General features: G+C 74.7%; 14 protein-coding genes. 4 read left to right on the top strand and 10 right to left on the bottom strand.

The genetic code is table 11. The annotated features are described in order from the left end of the window. Positions 1-36: 36 nt before the first annotated feature. From ACZ4UV_RS24140 to ACZ4UV_RS24130, 3 genes are all read right to left on the bottom strand, one after another. Positions 37-4,989, bottom strand: coding sequence for a hypothetical protein (locus tag ACZ4UV_RS24140; RefSeq protein WP_467840540.1), 4,953 nt, complete (start codon positions 4,987-4,989; stop codon positions 37-39). After that, positions 4,986-5,840 carry a DUF4132 domain-containing protein gene (locus ACZ4UV_RS24135; protein ID WP_451016418.1) on the bottom strand — a complete coding sequence of 285 codons (855 nt, stop codon included), beginning with the start codon at positions 5,838-5,840 and terminating at the stop codon, positions 4,986-4,988. Before ACZ4UV_RS24135 ends, ACZ4UV_RS24140 begins: the two co-directional genes overlap by 4 nt. Positions 5,841-6,040: 200 nt before the next feature. Continuing rightward, positions 6,041-6,433, bottom strand: coding sequence for a DUF5997 family protein (locus ACZ4UV_RS24130; protein ID WP_451016417.1), 393 nt, complete (start codon positions 6,431-6,433; stop codon positions 6,041-6,043). 152 nt (positions 6,434-6,585) lie between these two features. Between ACZ4UV_RS24130 and ACZ4UV_RS24125 the strand changes: the two genes are divergently transcribed. Next, entirely contained in the window at positions 6,586-7,377 is a 792-nt protein-coding gene (locus tag ACZ4UV_RS24125) for a LysR family substrate-binding domain-containing protein (RefSeq protein ID WP_467840535.1), read from the top strand. 234 nt (positions 7,378-7,611) lie between these two features. Here ACZ4UV_RS24125 and ACZ4UV_RS24120 read toward each other — a convergent pair whose 3' ends face one another. The 3 genes from ACZ4UV_RS24120 to ACZ4UV_RS24110 all read right to left on the bottom strand — a co-directional run bounded on the left by ACZ4UV_RS24120 (position 7,612) and on the right by ACZ4UV_RS24110 (position 10,375). Further along, a complete protein-coding gene (locus ACZ4UV_RS24120) occupies positions 7,612-9,093 on the bottom strand; it encodes an MFS transporter (RefSeq protein ID WP_467840532.1) in 1,482 nt (493 codons plus the stop codon). 112 nt (positions 9,094-9,205) lie between these two features. Next, positions 9,206-9,883, bottom strand: coding sequence for an HAD family hydrolase (locus ACZ4UV_RS24115; protein WP_467840529.1), 678 nt, complete (start codon positions 9,881-9,883; stop codon positions 9,206-9,208). 15 nt (positions 9,884-9,898) lie between these two features. Continuing rightward, a complete protein-coding gene (locus ACZ4UV_RS24110) occupies positions 9,899-10,375 on the bottom strand; it encodes an Lrp/AsnC family transcriptional regulator (RefSeq protein WP_351500967.1) in 477 nt (158 codons plus the stop codon). A gap of 214 nt (positions 10,376-10,589) precedes the next feature. On the opposite strand from ACZ4UV_RS24110, the gene ACZ4UV_RS24105 reads away from it, so the two are divergent. Then, positions 10,590-12,077 (top strand): FUSC family protein, encoded by a 1,488-nt coding sequence (locus ACZ4UV_RS24105; RefSeq protein ID WP_451016413.1) that lies wholly within the window; start codon positions 10,590-10,592, stop codon positions 12,075-12,077. A 122-nt stretch (positions 12,078-12,199) separates the two neighbouring features. Further along, positions 12,200-13,231, top strand: a complete 1,032-nt coding sequence (locus ACZ4UV_RS24100; protein ID WP_451016412.1) for a lactonase family protein — start codon at positions 12,200-12,202, stop codon at positions 13,229-13,231. Between the two features lie 141 nt (positions 13,232-13,372). Here the strand turns inward: ACZ4UV_RS24100 and ACZ4UV_RS24095 are convergent, their stop codons facing one another. The 4 genes from ACZ4UV_RS24095 to ACZ4UV_RS24080 form a co-directional block, all read right to left on the bottom strand. Further along, positions 13,373-14,296, bottom strand: coding sequence for a sirohydrochlorin chelatase (locus ACZ4UV_RS24095; RefSeq protein ID WP_451016411.1), 924 nt, complete (start codon positions 14,294-14,296; stop codon positions 13,373-13,375). 142 nt (positions 14,297-14,438) lie between these two features. Next, positions 14,439-15,452 carry an N-acetylglucosamine kinase gene (locus ACZ4UV_RS24090; RefSeq protein WP_467840523.1) on the bottom strand — a complete coding sequence of 338 codons (1,014 nt, stop codon included), beginning with the start codon at positions 15,450-15,452 and terminating at the stop codon, positions 14,439-14,441. Beyond that, positions 15,449-16,126 carry a uracil-DNA glycosylase gene (locus ACZ4UV_RS24085; RefSeq protein ID WP_451016409.1) on the bottom strand — a complete coding sequence of 226 codons (678 nt, stop codon included), beginning with the start codon at positions 16,124-16,126 and terminating at the stop codon, positions 15,449-15,451. Before ACZ4UV_RS24085 ends, ACZ4UV_RS24090 begins: the two co-directional genes overlap by 4 nt. A 126-nt stretch (positions 16,127-16,252) precedes the next feature. After that, the gene (locus tag ACZ4UV_RS24080) at positions 16,253-17,338 is read right to left on the bottom strand and encodes a WD40/YVTN/BNR-like repeat-containing protein (RefSeq protein ID WP_451016408.1); all 1,086 of its coding nucleotides are present in this window, start codon (positions 17,336-17,338) and stop codon (positions 16,253-16,255) included. A gap of 295 nt (positions 17,339-17,633) precedes the next feature. Between ACZ4UV_RS24080 and ACZ4UV_RS24075 the strand changes: the two genes are divergently transcribed. After that, positions 17,634-18,254 carry an Rv1733c family protein gene (locus ACZ4UV_RS24075; RefSeq protein WP_467840519.1) on the top strand — a complete coding sequence of 207 codons (621 nt, stop codon included), beginning with the start codon at positions 17,634-17,636 and terminating at the stop codon, positions 18,252-18,254. Positions 18,255-18,278 lie beyond the last annotated feature (24 nt).

Here is an 18,278-nt window from a genome sequence, read left to right as displayed (position 1 = left end):
CTTTCGAGGAGGTTCGGGCGGTGGTGCGGATCGTGGTCATCGGCGGCGGCCTCCGCGGCCGGCCCGCGTGGTCAGTTGCTCGTACGCGGGGGCGTCCCCGGTGCGCACGCGCTCCCAGGCGCGGGCGAACAGCTCCGGCACCGGGACCAGAGGAAGGGTCCGGTGGCCGTCGGAGACCGGGTAGAGGGCTTCCTTCCAGGTCTCCGACGGCAGAGCCGGAGCCCTGAGATCGCGCCAGCCGCCGGGCAGGAAGAGGGTGCGGCCGGCCCGCGGGCGCTTCGCCTCGACGACGAGGCCGGTCGCCGCCAGTTCGGCGCGCGCCTTCTTGGTCCGGGCGGGCTTCCAGCCGGTCCAGCGCGCGCAGTTGCGGTCGGTGGGATCGGGCAGCGCCAGCAACTGGAGGTAGAGCGCCGCGGCGTCCGCGCCGAGACCGTGCGCCTCGGTCACCTCCGCGACCAGCGCGGGCACGGAGACCGTGGGGTCCTGGGCGTATCCGGCCGGGCCCTCGGCCGCGAGGGCCCGGGCGAGATCCTCGCCGAGAATCGTCCGGACGGCCCGCAGCCGGGACGCCCGCCCCTCGCCGAGCAGCCCCTCCAGGAGCCCGAAGACGGGGTCGTCGGCTCCGCCGAGCGCTCCCGGCCGGAGCAGCACGTGCTCCGTGTCCGCGTACCAGGGACGCAGCACCAGCGTGTCACCGGCCCTCGTCAGCCCGTGCGCGTCGCCGCCGCCGGCCTCGGGCAGGCCGAAGACCTTGCGCAGCTGCACGGAGGTCGGGCCGCCCTGCTCCGTCCACTCCAGGTCCAGGTCGAGCAGCAGCTCGGGATCGGCCAGCCGCCGGCGCAGGGCGCCGAGCCCGTCCGCCAGCCCGGCCCGCAGCGCATGCCCGTAAGGCAGCACGTACGCCAGCGCGGCCAGGCTCTCCATGGCTCCGGCCAGCGTGTACGAACCGGGCACCGCCGACGGGTCGGCAGGCATGAAGTCGCCGTCCTTGTCGGGCCGGAACACCGTGGTGCGGGCGAGCCAGGGGGTCCGCGCGGGGTTGAGCACCGCTTCGGCGTGCCCGGCGGCCACGCCGGCGAGATCCGTGCTGAGGTCCTCCGGCAGGCGCACCAGGGTGCCGAGGCGCTCCGTCCACAGTCGGCCCGCGGCGGCGGTGGCGGGGCCGGTCGTCCACAGCTCGGCCGGGTCGTCCGGCAGGAGCGCACCGAGGAGCGCCCGCTGCTCGTCCTGGCCCAGCGAGTTCAGCAGCTGTGCGCCGAAGGTCCGCTGCCGGGGCTTCAGTCCGACGGTGGCGAGCCCTTCGGCGACGGGGGCGTGCGGGTGGCCGGCCAGCAGCACGGTGGCCTGGAGGGGGCCGAGGGCGCCGTTCGTCGCGGTGACCAGTGCCTCGGGGGCCGCGGGGCGCCAGGGTGCGGCGCCCTTCTCCCGGACCAGCGTGGTCAGTTCGGCCAGCCGGTCCGCCGGGATCCCGGCGGTGTACCGGGTCTCCCGGACCAGCGTGAACGGCCCGACGGCACCGAACGCTCCGGACGGGTCGTGGTCCAGCGCCAGCCACTCGACCGCTCCCGACTGCCCGTCGACGCTCTGGCAGCCGAGCACCACCACCGTACGGCCGTCCCGACGGAGCACCTGCCCCACCCGCTGCTGCTTGTCGTGCGGCTCGCTCAGCACGACTTCGCGCAGCGTGGTCCCGAGCCCGGCGAGCGGTCCCTCGGTCAGCGCCTCGAACAGCAGGAGCAGCGGCTCGCGCTGGACGTCGGTCAGGGCCGGCGAGGCGGCGCGGTAGGCGAGGGGCCGCAGGGCGCCCAGGACGGGCGGCCAGACCGCGCCGAGGCCGGGAACGGTGTGCTCGTCGCTCAGCCAGCCGTCGCCGACGGCGGTGAGCCGCTCGTGTTCGGGCAGCGGCTTGCCGTCGGCCGGCCTGCCGGACAGCACGTGGTTCACCGCGCGGATCTGGCGGAGCGCGGCCCAGCCGCCGTGCCACGCGCTCTGCAGGGACACGACTCCGGCCGTGGCGTCGTGCAGCGTCCGGTCCGTGCCGTGCTCCGGGGAGTAGTCGGCGAACATGCCCTCGGTCCGCTGCCGGGGCTGCCGCGGCCGCTCCTGCGCGGGCCTGGAAAGGGACGCGGCCGCCTCGGCGATCCGCAGCGCGGCCTGGACGAGCGCGGCGACACCCGCCAGCAGCCGCCGGTCGGTCAGCCCGGGCAGCGCCCGTACCACCGCGGCCACGGCGACCTCGGCCGTGCTCGGCACCGCGGCCCTGGCCCTGTCGTCCTTCCCGGCCCGGGCCAGCGCCTGCTGCCGTTCGTCCAGCGCCGTCGCCGTCGCCCGCATCAGCGCACCGGCCGAGTCGTCGGTCAGGGCGCGCAGTACGGCCGATCCGCGCTCGTCGCGGGGGCGCAGCGCGTGCCAGAACGCGACCGGCGGCACCAGCCGGGTACCGGCCGCGTACGCCCCGCCGGACTCGCCGAAGGAAACCCGTCCGAGCTCGGTGCCGTTGCCCGCGTGCAGGGCGACGCTCTGGTACATCTGCGCGGCGATCGGCTCGGCCCCGCCCGGCAGCCGCAGGGCGCCCAACGGCACCCCCGGCACCCGGCCGTTGCGGGCCGCCCGCAGGGTCGCCGTCCGCCCGTCCGGCGTACCCGCGGTCGTCCGCGCCTCCGCTCCCTCGCCCTCCGCACGCACCCATCGCCCGAGGACCGTGCCGTCGGTGCCGAACGGGCTGTGCTCCAGCCCGGGTTGCAGCGGCAGCACCTCGCAGGAGCCGTGCAGCAGCGAGGCGTCCTCGCGGACGGCCGACGCCAGCAGCGCGGGCAGCGAGGCCCGCCCGTGCTCGCCGGTCGCCGGGTCGTACTCGAGCCACAGGGACTGCCGCCCCTGCCTGCCCTGACGCCAGTACGTGGTGCCGTCGCCGATGACCGGGCGGCTGGGCGGCAGCACGGTGTCCCCGGCGTGCAGGGTGCGGCCACCGGTGGCCCGGCCGCCGCCGGGCAGCGGGATCGACGCGTTGGCCGCGTCCATGCCGGACCACCAGCTCGGGATCTGCTCGCCGCCGAGGGCGACCACCTCGGACGGGCGGTTCGACCAGTAGCCGTACTGCTTCGAGCCGTCCCGCCACATCACCAGCAACTCTCCGTCGACGTACCGGAACCGGGGGCGCTGCCAGCGGTCCAGGTCCGCGGGCAGCCGCAGGTCGTGGGTGAGCAGGATCCCCTCGGGGCCGACGACGATCGCCTTGTGACCCCGGACCAGGATCAGCGCGGGCCACGCCTCGGTCACCGACAGCGCGTCGTCCCGGTCCCTGCGCACCTCGGCGTCGAGCAGCTCCAGCGCCTCCTCCAGCGCGGGCCAGCCCAGTTCGTCCAGGATCCCGGCGCGCAGCGTACGGCCGAGGACCGGGACGATGTCGTACCCGGTGAGCCGGCGCACCGCCTGCGGGCTCTCCTGCACCACCGCCCGGAAGGGGCGCAACCGCTCCAGCTGCGCGTCGGCGCCGGGCAGTCCGGCGGTGGCGGCGAACTCCGCGGTCGCCTCCTGCAGCCACTCGCGCAGCACGTCGCCGAGCACCGGATGCGCGGCCACCTTGGGAAGTTCCGCCGGCCCCTGCCCCCGGCCGAGGCCCTCGACGGCCTCGAACAGCAGCGCGCGGTAACGGGATTCGGCGGCGACGGCCTTCAGGTCCCGCTGTCCGGGCCGCTCGTCGCGCAGCCAGCCGGCCAGCGGCAGGTGCACATGGGTGTCCGCGTCGGGTACGGCCAGCCTGATTCCCTCCGCGACGCACAGGTCCAGCAGATCGAGGTCCGCCCCTGCCTGCCAGCGCCCGGTGAACAGGTCGACGGGGCGGCCGCCCGCCCGCAGCCGGGGCGCCATTCGCTCGGCGAGCGCCAGCGTCGCGGGGGAGCGGTGCGAGTACGCCGCCCCGTGCTTGCGGTGCTGGGCCCACCGGCCGAGCCAGTCCGCCGCGTCGACCTCCCCGCCGCCGTCCTCGGTGAGCAGCAGGTCCGCCCCGCACTCCGTGAGCAGCGTCAGCCAGAACTCGTCATCTTCCACGGTCCGGCCGAGTCCGGCCGGCATGATCTCCAGCAGCCGTACCCGGACCCCCGGCCGCCGCTCGGCGAGGACCGGCAGCACACTCCGGTAGGCGTTCCAGAAGGAGGCGGGCGCGCGGACGGCGGCCGGGGACGCGAGCAGGTCGGCGACGAGCACGCACTCCTCGGCGACCCGGTCGAGCCCCGCCGCCTTGATCAGCCCGCGCGCGTCCTGCGGCAGCGAGGCGTACGGCGGCATACCGGCCGCGCAGCGCTCCACCGTCAGCTGCCGGAACTGCGCCCAGGCGGTGGCCGGTTCGAGCCGCCGCGCGAGGTCCTTCACGTACTCCTTGAGCGCCTTGACGGTGAGCGCCCCGGCGAAGGCGAACTCCAGGAACACCGCCCGCTGCCGCTCCTCGTCCACGGCCAGGGCGTGCACCCGCTCGGCCTCGCGCGCCTTGCCGAAGAAGGCGGCCGCATAGGTCGTGTTCTCGTGCTGGAGGAAGATGCGGGCGGCCTGCTCGTAGAAGGTCGGCAGGAAGTGCGGGACCGCGCGGCCGAGCCGCTCGCCGAGCGCCTCGAAGCCGTCCTTCGCGTTGCCCGGCTTGGACTTGGCCTGCCGGGCCAGCCGCTCGACGTCCTTGACCAGGGCGAGGGCGTGATGGCCGTTGGCCGGGTCGTGCACCAGCGCCCAGGCCGGGAAGCCCAGGGTCTCCCGGCGCACCTGACCGACCTCGGGCGCCTCCGGCCGCCGGGTCAGGCCGAGGAACTCCAGCGCCAGGTCCTCGGCCTCGCCGAGGGTGCCCGGCACCAGCCGGACCACCGCCCGCCCGTCCAGGGCGGGGTGCGTGTAGGTGCGTGCGGTGAGGACGTCGGCGTCCTCCCGCGCGGTCGTGCCCGGGGGCAGGATCGCGCCGGCGTCGAGCAGCGCGGGCGTGGTGGTGTCGTCGTACGTGGTCATGCCGCCCGCTCCTCGTCCTCGATGTCCCGCCCCGCGTACAGCGCCGCCGCCATCCGCATCCCCTCCGACCAGGCGACCGGCCCGACCTGCCCCAGCCTCAGCGTGCGGCCTGCCGTATCGGTCCACGCCAGCGGGCCGGTCTCGGTCTCGAAGTAGCTGTCGTAGTCGCCGATCCAGACCCGGGCCTCGATCCCGCGGCCCTCCTCCAGCACGGAGCACACCGCGTAACCGCCGCGCACGCGGTACCCCAACTGCGTGGCCCTGCCGTGCAGGAACCGCAGCTCCTTGAAGACCCCGCCCGCGTACTCCTCGATCTGGGTGCCCTCGGCGTCCAGCGCGGCCGGGCGGTGCCAGACCTCTCGGAAGAGCTGCTGGGCCTTCTGCTCGACGCCGAGCTCGACGGCGAACTCCCGTAGCTCCGCCAGGTCTTCGAGGAGCACCGGGTGCGGCAGCCGGACCAGTTCCGGGGCGATGCGCACGGTGTCGCCGTCGAGGTCGACCAGGCCGAGCCCGCGCCCGGCCTCGGCGTCCCGCAGGAACCCGGCGACCTCGCCGTCGGCGCCGGTGACCACCAGGTCGCGCAGCGCCGCCTGCCAGGCGGGGTCCGGCCAGACCTGCGCAAGGACGGCGAGCGGCACCGGAAGGGACCGGGTCATCCACCGCTCCACGTCGGCCAGGCACTGCCGTTCGTGCCGCTCCAGCCACTCGGCGAGCTGCCGCAGCCCCAGCACGGCCGGGTCGTCCGCCAGCTTCGCGGGCACGGACCTCAGCCGCCGCCCCGCCGCGTTGCGGCAGACCACCTTCCCGTCGTCCAGGGCCACTTCGTAGTCCCCGGCCGTCACCCACCCCATGCGTGCCTCCCCGCACCCCAGTGATCAAGTGATGGCGACTGTAGGGGAGACCACTGACAACGCTTCGCGCGGTCCCCGCCGGGCTGGGGAAACCGCGGTTCAGCGGGGGAGCAGGAGGGGAGCCGGCCGGTACGGCGACGGCCCCGTCCGCAGGCGGAGGCGCCTGGGCCGGGGCCGTGGGAAGTCGTGCAGGAGGAGCGTCAGTTCTGCCCCGACTCCTTCTCCCGCTTCAGGTTCTTCAGCCGCACGGTCTCCTTGCGGACCTCGGCCTGCGTGGCGCGCTCCTTCTCCAGCCACTCGGGCAGTTCGCGCTTGAGCTCCTCGATCTGCTCGGTGGTGAGCGGTTCGGTCACCCCGCCGCGCGCCAGTCCGGCGATGGACACGCCCAGCTTGGCCGCGACCACCGGACGCGGGTGCGGCCCGTTGGCCTGCAGTTCGCGCAGCCACTCGGGCGGGTTCTTCTGGAGCTCGGCCAGCTCGGCGCGCGAGACGACGCCCTCCTGGAAGGCGGCGGGCGTGGCGGGCAGGTACACGCCCAGCTTCTTCGCCGCGGTCGCGGGCTTCATCGTCTGGGCGGTCTGGTGCGAACTCATGAGGTCAAGGGTATCGGCCGGGCGCGGAAGCCCTGACCACGGCCGATGGCGCCGGCCCTGCACCGCCGCCGGAGGCAGCCCGCCCCGGCCGTCGCCGGGGGCCGTCCGTGGCCGATGCCGGCCGGTCGTCCGCTCCCCGTTAACCTGGGCTGGTGACAGGCTCGGAGGAAACACCGTCGTTCCGGCTCGCGTACGTTCCCGGCGCGACGCCCGCCAAATGGGTTCGGATCTGGAACGAGCGCCATCCCGGCATCCCCCTCACCCTCCTCCAGGTCCCCGCCGCCGAGGCGTCCGGCCTGCTGCGTGCGGGCGACGCGGACGCCGGTCTCGTACGGCTCCCGGTGGACCGTACGTTCTTCAGCGCGATCCCCCTCTACACCGAGACCACCGTGGTCCTCGTCCCCAAGGACCACGTGATCACGGCGGCCGAGGAGGTCACCGTCGCCGACCTCGCCGACGAGGTCCTCTTCCACCCCCTCGACGACGTCTTCGACTGGGACGCCCCGCCCGGCGAGCCCGCCTTCGAGCGCCCCGCGACCACCGAGGACGCCGTCGAGCTGGTCGCGGCCGGCGTGGGGCTCCTGGTCGTCCCGCAGTCCCTGGCCCGGCTGTACCACCGCCGGGACCTCACCTACCGGCCACTCACCGACGGCCCGGAGTCGACCGTCGCCCTGTCCTGGCCCGAGGAGGCCACCACGGACATGGTCGACGACTTCATCGGCATCGTCCGCGGCCGCACGGTCAACAGCACCCGCGGCCGCCAGGCCGCACCGGCCTCGAAGCCGACGAAGGCGGCGCAGGCCGCGCCGGAGAAGGCCAAACGGGCGCAGAAGCCGGCCGCCGGGGCCAAGGCGACGCCGGGCGCCCGCACCGCACGCGGGCGTGCCGCCGGCGCGAAGTCCGCCAAGCCCGCGAAGCGCGGCAAGCCCCGCCGTCGCTCGTAGCCGCGGCCGGACGGGCGCCACCCTGCCTCGCACCCGCTCCCGGTCTGCTCCCTCGCGCCCCGATCGCTTTCCGTGATCCGGGGTCCGCGCAATGTCACGACGCCTGAGCGTCCGTCGGAAGGCCGAGGTCTGCCGGCTGCGGCGCCGTCGTGGCCGGTCGCGCAGTTCCTCCCCAGCCTTCGGCCGGGGGTGCCCCCAGCGCCCCTTCGGGGGCGCTGCTCCGGCCCCTCCTGGTCAGGGTGTCAGGCTCTCGGCCTCCGGCATGCCTTGCGCTTTCGGTGTCTCCGGCGCCTTCGCCCGCTCCCCCAGGTCGGCCACCGCCAGGCCCAGCGCCACCAGGATGAACCCGACGGAGGTGACCAGGCCCAGCTGAAGCGCCTCGGTGGCCGGGCCGCGGTGCGCGAGGTGGGCGAAGTACACCGAGCCCACCACCGCGATCCCGGCCGCCGAGCCGACGCGCTGGCCGGTCTGCAGCACCCCGCCGGCCGCACCGGCACGCTTCACGGGGACGCGGGTCAGGGTGAGCGTGGTGTTGGGGGAGACCGTGATGCCGGAGCCGATGCCGCCGACGATCATCGGCACCGCCGCGGCCCACCCGAAGCTCTCCAACGGCACCAGCCGCACCACCGCGATGATGCCGAGCAGCCCGAGCGTCACCCCGGTGAGGCCCATGACGACCACCTTGCGGCCGTGGCGCATCACCAGCCGGCCGCCCAGGGCGGCACCGACCGCCGAGGCGACCGCGAACGGCAGCACCGCGACTCCGGCCGCCAGGGCGCTGTATCCCGCCGCGTTCTGCAGGAACAGGGCGAGGACGAAGAAGACCGTGGTGAAGCCGGCGAAGTAGGACAGGCTGATCAGCGCGCCGAGGGTGAAGGACCGCGTCGAGAACAGGCTCAGATCGAGCAGCGGCGCCTTTCCGAGCCGGCCCTGCCGCCGCTCCCACACCCAGAACAGTCCGAGCAGCACCGCACCCACCGGCAGCAGTGCCCACTTCTCCTGTCCGGTCCACTGCTGCTCCTGCACCAGCGGCAGCATCAGCGCGAGCACGCCGCAGCCGAGGAGCAGCACCCCGAGCGGGTCGAACCGTTCCCGCCGGTCCGTCGACGCGGGACAGCGGGGCAGCAGCCGCAGGCCCGCGGCGAACGCGGCGACCCCGATGGGCAGGTTGACGAAGAACACCCAGCGCCAGCCGTCGTCGGTGCCGACGGCGTCGATGATCACACCGCCCGCCAGCGGGCCGACCGCCGTCGAGACCCCGATGACGCTGCCGAGCAGCCCGAAGGCCTTGGCGCGTTCGGAGACCTGGAACATCTGCTGGATCAGCGCCGAGGTCTGCGGCGCGACCATGCCCGCCGCCGCGCCCTGGATCAGCCGGAACACCACCAGCCGGTCGGGACTCGCCGCGAGCCCGCAGGCCGCCGAGGCCACCGTGAAGACGGCGAGCCCGATCAGGAAGGCCTGGCGCCGTCCGCGCATGTCGCCGAGCCGGCCCGCCGGGACGAGTGCCAGCCCGAAGGTCAGCGCGTACCCGGAGACCACCCAGGCCTGGGCGGCCTCCGTGGCGCCCAGGCCGCGCTCCATCGAGGGCAGCGCCACGTTGACGATCGAGGTGTCGAGCAGCGAGATGAAGCCGGCCGCGAGACAGACCCCGAGCGCCTTCCACCGCCGGTCGTCGGTGGCCGGCTGGGGCGGCTTTGAGCAGGTCGTGGTCATGCGGCCACGCTATGCAGGCATCCCGCGCCTCGCACGACCGGCGGAGCGAACGGATGGCCGGACTGCTCCTTCCGGGTGCCGGCCCGGGCGGCTTCCGCCGGAAGGCCGCCGTTCAGAGCGACGTGAGCCAGTCGTAGGCCGCGCGTGCCGTGAACTCCGCCTGGCCGCCGCGCAGGAGAAGATCGGCCGTGGTCAGGAGATCGGCCTGTGCGGCCGCATACGGGACCGCGATGCAGCGCATCCCGGCGGCGTGCGCCGCCGCCACGCCCGGAGCGGAGTCCTCCAGCACCACGCAGTCCGCCGGTGCGGCGCCGAGGCGGCGGGCCGCCTCCAGGAAGACGTCCGGCGCCGGCTTGCCGCGTGCCACCTCGTCGGCCGAGACCGCGGTGCGCAGATGCGCGCCGAGGCCCGTGCCGGCCAGGATCGCCTCGATCGCCTCGGGAGAGGAGCCGGAGGCCACCGCGGACGGGACGCCCTCGGCCGCCAGCAGCTCCACGAACTTCCGCATCTCCGGGTACGCGCGCGTACGGGTCCGGGCCAGCTCCAGATACCGCCGGTTCGTCTCCGCGAGCAGCTCGGCCACCGGGGGCCGCAGTCCATGACGGTCGCGCAGCAGGGTCACCGTCTCCAGCGTGCTGATGCCGACGAGGCGCTCGTGCACCGCCCAGGTGTAGTCCGTGACGCCGTGCCCGGCCAGCATCTGCCGCGTCGCCTCGTAGTAGTTCGGCTCGCTGTCCACGAGTGTTCCGTCGAGATCGAAGATGACCGCGAGGCCGCCGATATCGCTCATGCGATCAGGATGCCGTTAGCCGCGTGCGGCCCGGCCGACGGACTCCACCAGCGGCAGCAACCGGTGCGGAACCCGTTCGCGCAGCGCCACCTCGGTACGGGTGCGCACCACGCCCGGCAGGCTGATCAGCTTCTGGATCACGTCCTCCAGGTGCGCGTTGTCCCGCGCCACCACCCGGGTCAGCAGATCCCCGCCGCCCGTGATCGAGAACGCCTCCACGATCTCCGGCACGGCGGCCAGCGCGTCCCCGACGTCGTCCAGATGCCCCTGGGTGACCTCGATGTGGACGAAGGCCAGCACCGGGTGGCCGAGCGCGGCGGGGGAGAGGGAAGGGCCGGTGCCCGTGATCACACCGTCCCGCTCCAGCCGGTCCAGCCGGGCCTGGAGCGTGCCCCGGGCGACCCCGAGGACCCGCGCGTACTCGCGCACGCTGGTGCGCGGCTGCTCCAGCAGCAGCCGCAGGATGCGGGTGTCGAGCTCGTCCACGGTCATGACGTGCGACTGTACCAATGGCTCAGCGGTGATCCCGGCCGACCTGGACCATTGGCGCTTCGGTCGTTGAACCACACTCGTCATGACTGGACCATTGGCACAGCGGAATCGACGCCACTTGAGCCAGCAGCCCCTCTGGTGCTCTCATGGGTGTGTCGATGGCGCTGCGGATCCCCGCGGCGCCTTTTCTGTGCCGTCCGCGGGAGGGGAAGCAGTGCTGAAGAGGGTGTTCGTGGCTCCGGACCCGGGGCGGGTCCGGCTGCGCTTCGCCGCGCGCGCCGTGCTGGGCATCGGCCTCGCCGTCGTGGTCTGCGCACTGGCCGGGCACTCCGTCACGGGCGCCGTCACCGGCGGTCTCGCCGCGCTGCTGGCGCTGTTCACCGTCGCCGACGCCACCGTCCGCGGACAGGCCGTCACCACCGCGCTGCTGCCCGTCGCGGGCCTGCCGGTGCTCGCGGCCGCGGCCGAACTGCACGGCTTGCCGGTCGCCCGCGACCTGGTCTTCCTCGCCGTGGTCGGCGCGGGTGTGTACGCGCGCCGCTGGGGTCCGCGCGGACACAGCCTGGGCGTGTTCGCCTTCATGACCTTCTTCGTCGCCCAGTTCCTGCACGCCACCCCCCGACAGCTGCCCGAGCTGTACGCCGCCGTCCTGCTCTCCGTGCTCAGCGCCGCCGCCGTCCGCTTCGGTCTCTGGTGCTACGAGCGTCGCCTGCCCCCGCCGCCGGTTCCCGCTCCGCCCGCCGGCACCGGACTGGCCCGGGTGACCACCCGGCAGGCGGTCCAGGCGACCGCGGGCGCGGGTTTCGCGCTGGTCGCCGGTCAGCTGGTGTCCGGTCAGCGCTGGTACTGGGCGGTCGGCGCCACCTGGTGGATCTTCGTCAACACCGCCTCGCGCGGCGAGACCCTGGTGCGTGGCTTCCGCCGGGTCCTCGGCACCGCCATCGGCATCGCGCTGGGCCTGCTGGTCGCCGCCCCGGTGCAGGGCGCCCCGGTTCCCACCGCCGTCCTGGTCACGGCCGCCGTCTTCGGCATCTTCTACACGGCCGCCGTCTCCTACACCTGGATGATGCTCTGGGTGACCTTCCTCGCCGAGCTGCTCTACGGCCTGCTCGGCGTCCTCACCCCCGGCCTGCTGGGGCTGCGGCTGGCCGAGACCGCGGTGGGCGCCCTCGGCGCCGTCCTCGCCGTGCTGTTCGTGCTGCCGGTCACCACCCACCTCACCACCGACGCCTGGATTCGGCGCGCCCTGCGCTGCGTGCACGCCTGCACCGCCGAGGCCGCCGCCCGGCTCGCCGGCTCCGCCACCGCCGACCCGGCACCCCGGGTGGCCGAACTCGAACAGCTCCTCGGCCGGGTACGGCTCTCGGTCGCCCCGCTCGTGCACCCGCTCAACCCGATGCACGGCCGCAAGCGCCGCGCCCGCCGCGTCCTCGCCCTGCTGGACCACTGCGCCCGCGAGATCCGCGGCCTGGTGGCGGTCGCCGCCGACCCGGAGGCCTCGCACGACGCCCGGCTGGCCGCCGCCTGCTGGCGCGTCGAGGCCGCCGTCGAGGCGCTCACCAGGGGCTCGGAGCACATCACCGCCCCCGCCGAGCCGCCCGCCGAACCCGCCCTCGCCCATCTGCACGGCCTGGAGCGCGCCCTGTCCGAACTCGCCGAGCCACTGCGCGCCCCCTCGCGCTCACCCCTGGTCGGCGCCTGAGACGCGCCGCCCCACACGCCCTGGTCTAGACCGCCAGCTGCTACCGTCGGCCCGGGCGGGACCGAACCGGCCCGTTCTGACTCGTACCGGCTCGTGGTGGCTCGCAGCGATAGGGGACAGCGGTGGCAGACGGCGGCAGGCGGCGCAGGGCCTTCATCGGGTCGTTCACGGCCGCGGGCGGCCCGGGGGTCGTCACGGCGGCGGTCCGTCCGGACAGTGGCGCCCTGGCCCTCCTGGAGAGCGTCGACGGCGTCCCCGACCCGTCGTACCTCGCGCTCGCGCCCGGCGGGCGCATCCTGTACGCGGTCAGCGAGACCGCCGACGGCGCGGTGGCCGCGTACCACGTCCACGACGACAAGCCGCGCCTCGCCGGGCCGCCGGTTCCGGTCGACGCCAGCGGCCCCACCCACCTGAGCGTCTTCGACGGCCATGTCCTGACCGCCAACTACGGCTCCGGCAGCGTCACCGCCGTCCCCGTCCGCCCCGACGGCACCCTCGCCCCCGCCCCCTCCGGACTGCTCCGGCACACCGGTGCGGGCCCGCACGAACGGCGTCAGCGCGGCCCGCACGCCCACCAGGTGCAGCCCGATCCCAGCGGCCGCTGGGCGGTCAGCGTCGACCTGGGAACCGACTCGGTGCGCGTCTGCACCCTGGACGAGGGCGCCCCCTCCCTCCACCGCGAGTTCGCCCTGCGCCCCGGCTCCGGCCCCCGCCACCTGGCCTTCCACCCCGGCGGCCGGCACGCCTACGTCGTCAACGAACTCACCCCGACCGTGACCGTCTGCCGCTGGGACGCCGGCACCGGCACCCTCAAGCCGCTGACCGAGACCCCGGTCCTGCCCGGCGCCCCGGCCGGCGACGCCTACCCGTCCGGTATCGCCGTCTCACCCGACGGCCGTTTCGTCTGGACGGCGACCAGGGGCGAGGACGTCCTGACCACGTTCACGGTCGACGGGGACCAGCTGCACCTGACGGCGACGGTCCCCTGCGGGGGCCACTGGCCGCGGGCGATCACCGAGGCGGGCGGCTTCCTCTACGCCGCCAACGAGCGGTCGGGCAACATCACCTGGTTCACCATCGACCGGCGGACCGGCCAGCCCCGCTACGACGGCACGGTGGAGATCCCGGCGCCTTCCTGCATCGTTTTCGACTGACGTCGCCTGCAGCGCCCCGCAAGGGGCGCGGAGAGCTGCGCGACCACCCCCCACCGGCCTGCGGTCAAGGACCGGCCGCAGCACCACGAAAACAGCCGACGGCCCCCTCTCCGAGAAAGGGAGCCGTCGGCTTGTGTCGGCTCAGCGCACCGGCGCACCTTGCGGCTGCTGCGGCGCGATGCCCAGCGCCGTCGTGTACTTGGCCAGCGCCAGCTTCCCGATCGCCGGGTACGGCCCCAGCGGCTCGGCGGTGGCACAACCGGCCTCCTCCGCGGCCGCGGCCAGCAGCGCCGCGTCGATCTCCGGCCCTATCAGGTACGGCGCCAGCGCCAGCTGCTGCGACCCCGAACCCCGCAGCTGCTCCGCGACGGAGGCGATCGAACCCTCCTGGTCCAGCGCGGCGGCCATCACCGGCACGGCCAGGCGCGCGGCGAGCAGCATGCCGGTGATCCCGGCGGCCTGCACCGCCTCGTCGCCGCCCACCGACGCGAGGATGATGCCGTCCGCGGCCGTCGCCACGGTGAACAGCCTCGCGCGGTCGGCACGGGCCAGCCCCGCCTCCGAGAGGCGCACGTGCAGCGCCTCGGCGAGCAGCGGGTGCGGGCCGAGGACATCGGTCAGGTCGGCGGCGACCCGGCTCTCCATGACCGCGTGGCGGACCTGGCGCAGCAGCGCACTGTCCGGACCGGCCAGCAGCGGCACGACGACGGCGACCGGGCCGTCGGGGGCCTTGATCCCCTCGACGCCGGCGGCGACGGCCTGCTCGTAGCGGGCGGTGCGCTCCTCGGCGGCACCGGCCAGCACGGACTGGAGGGTGGGGAACTCCGCGTCGTCCCCGTCCAGGTACCCGATGCGGGCGTCGAGACCGGGCAGCTCGGAGCGGGCGATGCTCACGACCTCCTCGGCGAGGCTGCGCGTGGCCGCGCTGGGCTTACCCGGCACCGCGAGGACGAGCGCGGGCGCGTCCTCGGGAGCCACCAGCGGCTCGGGGCGGCGGTGCCGTCCGGGCTGGCGGGGGCGCGGCATTCGTACTGGCAGGCCGGCGGGCCCAGTGGGGGAGCTCATGGCGCCGCATGTTACTGGCTATCTGGGCTCCCTTGTTCGGGGAGGGTGCAGGTGAGCGGTATCCGTCCGCTTTTGTCTGATGAGTTACGCCTGATTCGAAGGTGATCTCGTCACCTGTCGGACACTTCATGTGCCAACAGGATCAATACCCTTTTGTGTGTACAAGTTTTATGTGTACAACGGAGAGCAGTTTCTCATCACCCGGCAGAGTGAGCCGCCCGGTGACCAGGTCACTCGCGACGCGTACCGCGCCGTGCAGCGGATCGCCCTCCGCCGGCACCTGCCGCGCCTGCGGCAGCAGCCGCGCCAACTCCTCGGCCACCGGTACCAGAAGCGGGTCGCCCAGCTTGAACAGGCCGCCGGTGAGGGCGACCAGGGGTTCACCCCCCGCGGGGCAGACGGCGGCGGCCGACTCGGCCAGGTGCCGGGCAGCGGCGCGCAGGATCGCGGCCGCGACCGGGTCGCCCGCCTCGGCGCACTCCGCGACGCGCGGGGCGAACGAGGCGAGCACGGCGGGCCGGTCGGCGCGCGGATAGAGCTGTCCGGGCAGCGCGGGCAGTGGCCCGAACCGGTCCTCGGCGCCGGCCCGCAGCGCGGCCGAGCCGCCGTCGCGCCCGTCGAAGGCGCGCAGCGCAGCCTCCAGGCCGGCCCGGCCGATCCAGGCGCCGCTGCCGCAGTCGCCCAGCAGGTGCCCCCAGCCGTCCGCCCGCCGCCACCGGGTGAGATCGGTACCGGTCGCGATCAGCCCGGTCCCGGCGGCGACCACCGCGCCGGGGCGCGGGCCCAGGGCGCCGACGTATGCCGTCACGGCGTCGGCGGCCAGCGCGACCGTCCGCACCCCGAGCTCGCGGGCCAGCGCGCCCGGCAGCTCGGCTCGCAGCGCGTCCCCGAGACTGGCCAGCCCGGCGGCACCGACGACGGCTGTCGTCATCCGCTCCAGCCCGTACGAGTCGGCCAGCGCCCGTGCCATGGGCAGGAGTTGCTCCAGCAGGTGCCCGGGGTCGATGCCCCGCGCCCCGGTCCGCACCGGCTCCCGGGACTCCTGCGGAGCGGACGGCGTACCTCCCGGCACGCCCACGACGGCCCGTAACCCGGAGCCGCCGGAGTCGACGGCGAGGAACCCCGCCCCCCGGGGCCCGCCGCCCCCGTCGCTCACGGCAGACGCCAGTCCACCGGCTGTCCCCCCTGCTCGATCAGCAGGTCGTTGGCGCGGCTGAACGGGCGGGAGCCGAAGAAGCCGCGGTCCGCCGACATGGGGGAGGGATGCGCGGACTCCACCGCCGGCAACTGGCCGAGCAGCGGGCGGAGATTGCGGGCGTCGCGGCCCCACAGGATGGACACCAGCGGCTTGCCGCGGCCGGCCAGGGCCCGTATCGCCTGCTCGGTGACCTCCTCCCAGCCCTTGCCCCGGTGCGCGGCCGGGGTGCGCGGGGCCGTGGTGAGCGCCCTGTTGAGCAGCAGGACGCCCTGCCGGGTCCACGGGGTGAGGTCGCCGTTGGACGGCTGGGGCAGACCCAGGTCGGTGTTCAGCTCCCGGTAGATGTTGATCAGGCTGCCCGGCAGCGGGCGCACCTCGGGCGCGACCGAGAACGACAGCCCCACCGCGTGCCCCGGGGTCGGGTACGGGTCCTGGCCGACGATCAGGACGCGGACGTCGTCGAAGGGCTGCTGGAAGGCCCGCAGGACGTTCGGGCCGGCCGGGAGGTAGGTGCGTCCCGCGGCGATCTCCGCGCGCAGGAAGTCGCCCATCGCGGCGATCCTCCCGGCCACCGGTTCCAGGGCCTTCGCCCAGCCCGGTTCGACGATTTCATGCAAGGGTCGTGGTGCCACGGCGTCACCCTACTGCCGTACACGGGGCGGCGATCAAGCTGAGGCCACCGTGGTCGCGGGACGACCGGCAACGACCGGACCGGCGCCCCCGATGACAGAAACCGCCCTCCTGCGGGGGACCCGGCATCAGGTGACGACCGCCGCCCGTACGCACAGCACGTCCGGAAGATGGGAGGCCAACTGGCGCCAGCTGTCGCCGTCGTCGGCCGAGGCGAACACCTCGCCGTTGCGGTTGCCGAAGTACACCCCGGCCGGATCCCCGTCGTCCGTGCAGAGCGCGTCGCGCAGCACCGTGCCGTAGTGGTCCTCCGGCGGCAGCCCCGCCGACAGCGGCTCCCAGGTCCGTCCCGCGTCGGCCGTGCGGAAGACCCGGCACCGGTGCCCGGCGGGCACCCGGTCGGCGTCCGCGTTGATCGGGAAGACGTACGCCGTCTCCCCGCGGTGCGGATGGGCGGCCGCCGCGAAACCGAACGTGGACGGCAGCCCCTCGCCGATGTCGGTCCAGTGCGCCCCCGCGTCGTCGCTCCGGTACACCCCCCAGTGGTTCTGCAGATACAGCCGGTCCGGATTCGCCGCGTCCTGCGCGATCTTGTGCACGCACTGGCCGAACTCCGGGTCGGGGTCCGGCAGGAAGACCGCGGAGACACCGGAGTTGGACGGCGTCCAGCTCGCGCCGCCGTCGCCGGTGCGGAACACGCCGGCCGTCGAGACGGCGACCGTCACCGCCTTCGGGTCGCGCCGGTCGGTGACCACGGTGTGCAGGCCCTCACCGCCGCCGCCCGGCACCCACTTGTCGCGCGTCGGGTGCTCCCACAGCGGCCGGACCAGGTCGAAGCTCTCCCCGCGGTCCTCGGACCGGTACAGCGCGGCGGGTTCCGTGCCCGCGTAGACCACGTCCGGCTCGGCGGCGGCCGGGTGGAGCTGCCAGACCCGCTCCAGCGAGGCACCGGTGTCCTTGGGGAACCGCACGGCGGGGCGGGCCGGTTCGGTCCAGGTGCGGCCCAGGTCGTCGGAGTGAAAGACCGAGGGCCCCCAGTGCGCGCTGTCGCCGCCCGCCAGGAGCCGGGGCCGCCCGCCCCGGGTGTCGATGGCGACCGAGTAGATCGCCTGCGCGTTGAAGTAGGGACTCTCGTCGAACTCCCAGGCGCCACCTCGCCGCCTCCCGAGGAAGAGCCCCTTGCGGGTTCCTACGGCGAGCAGTACCTCGGTCATGCCGATCACCTCCATGACGTCCTTGTCACAGTCCTGGCCGCGGTTGCCGTCACAGCCGGCACTCGGATATCGGCCAGTCTGCACCTCACCACTGACAGTCCCCAGGGGGACGACGTCATCGCAGGTCGGAGCCGCCGTGTCGGCCGGTCGAACACGGCGGCGGAACGCGTTCGGACAGACGCCTGCGCGAGCGGGGTCAGTCGTGCGACCGTCGACTCGGAGTTCGCCGTGAGCAACGCAGCGGCCGCTCCCGTATGGGAGGACGGTCCGGGCTGTCCGTGCGCGCGTGAGGAGGATGCCTTTGAAGGCGTTCCGTGGTCCGAAGGTCTGGCTGTGGCGCTGGCGGCGCAACCCGCTGAAGCGCCGTGCCGACACGATGGAGGCCTGGGTGCTGCTCGGCGCCTGGCTGCTCACCCTGCTCGCCGGGGTGCTCGCCGGGCTCGCGGCGGCCCGGTCGGTCGAGGACGGCCTGGCCCGCGAGCGCGTCGAGTGGCACCCGGTCGTGGCCCATGTCATGGACAAGGCTCCCGGCTCGGCGGCAGCGAAGTCCGGCTCCTCCGGCTCCTCCGAGTCCTCCGACTCGTCGAACGGCGAGCGGGTCTGGGCGCGCGTGGGCTGGACCGTCGCCGACGGCTCCGCCCACACCGGTCAGGCGCGGGTCCCGGCCGGCAGCAAGGTCGGCACCACGGTCACCGTCTGGACGGACCTGCAGGGGCACCTCGTCACCCGGCCCGCCACCACCTCCGAGGCCCACTTGCGCTCCGCGCTGATCGGCGGCCTGGTCGGGCTGAGCGCGGCCGCCGTCCCGTTCGTCGCCGGGCTGGTGGCGCGCGGCCGGCTGGAGCGGCGCCGGATGGACCGCTGGGACGCGGAATGGGCGCGGCTCGGACCGCAGTGGGGCCGCATGACCGGCTGACGCGGGCGTCGGCGCCCGTGCCCT

Source organism: Streptomyces sp. NPDC028289, assembly GCF_055565975.1.
The sequence above is the reverse complement of the archived record's forward strand: the minus strand, read 5'-3'. Positions and strand labels throughout refer to the sequence as shown.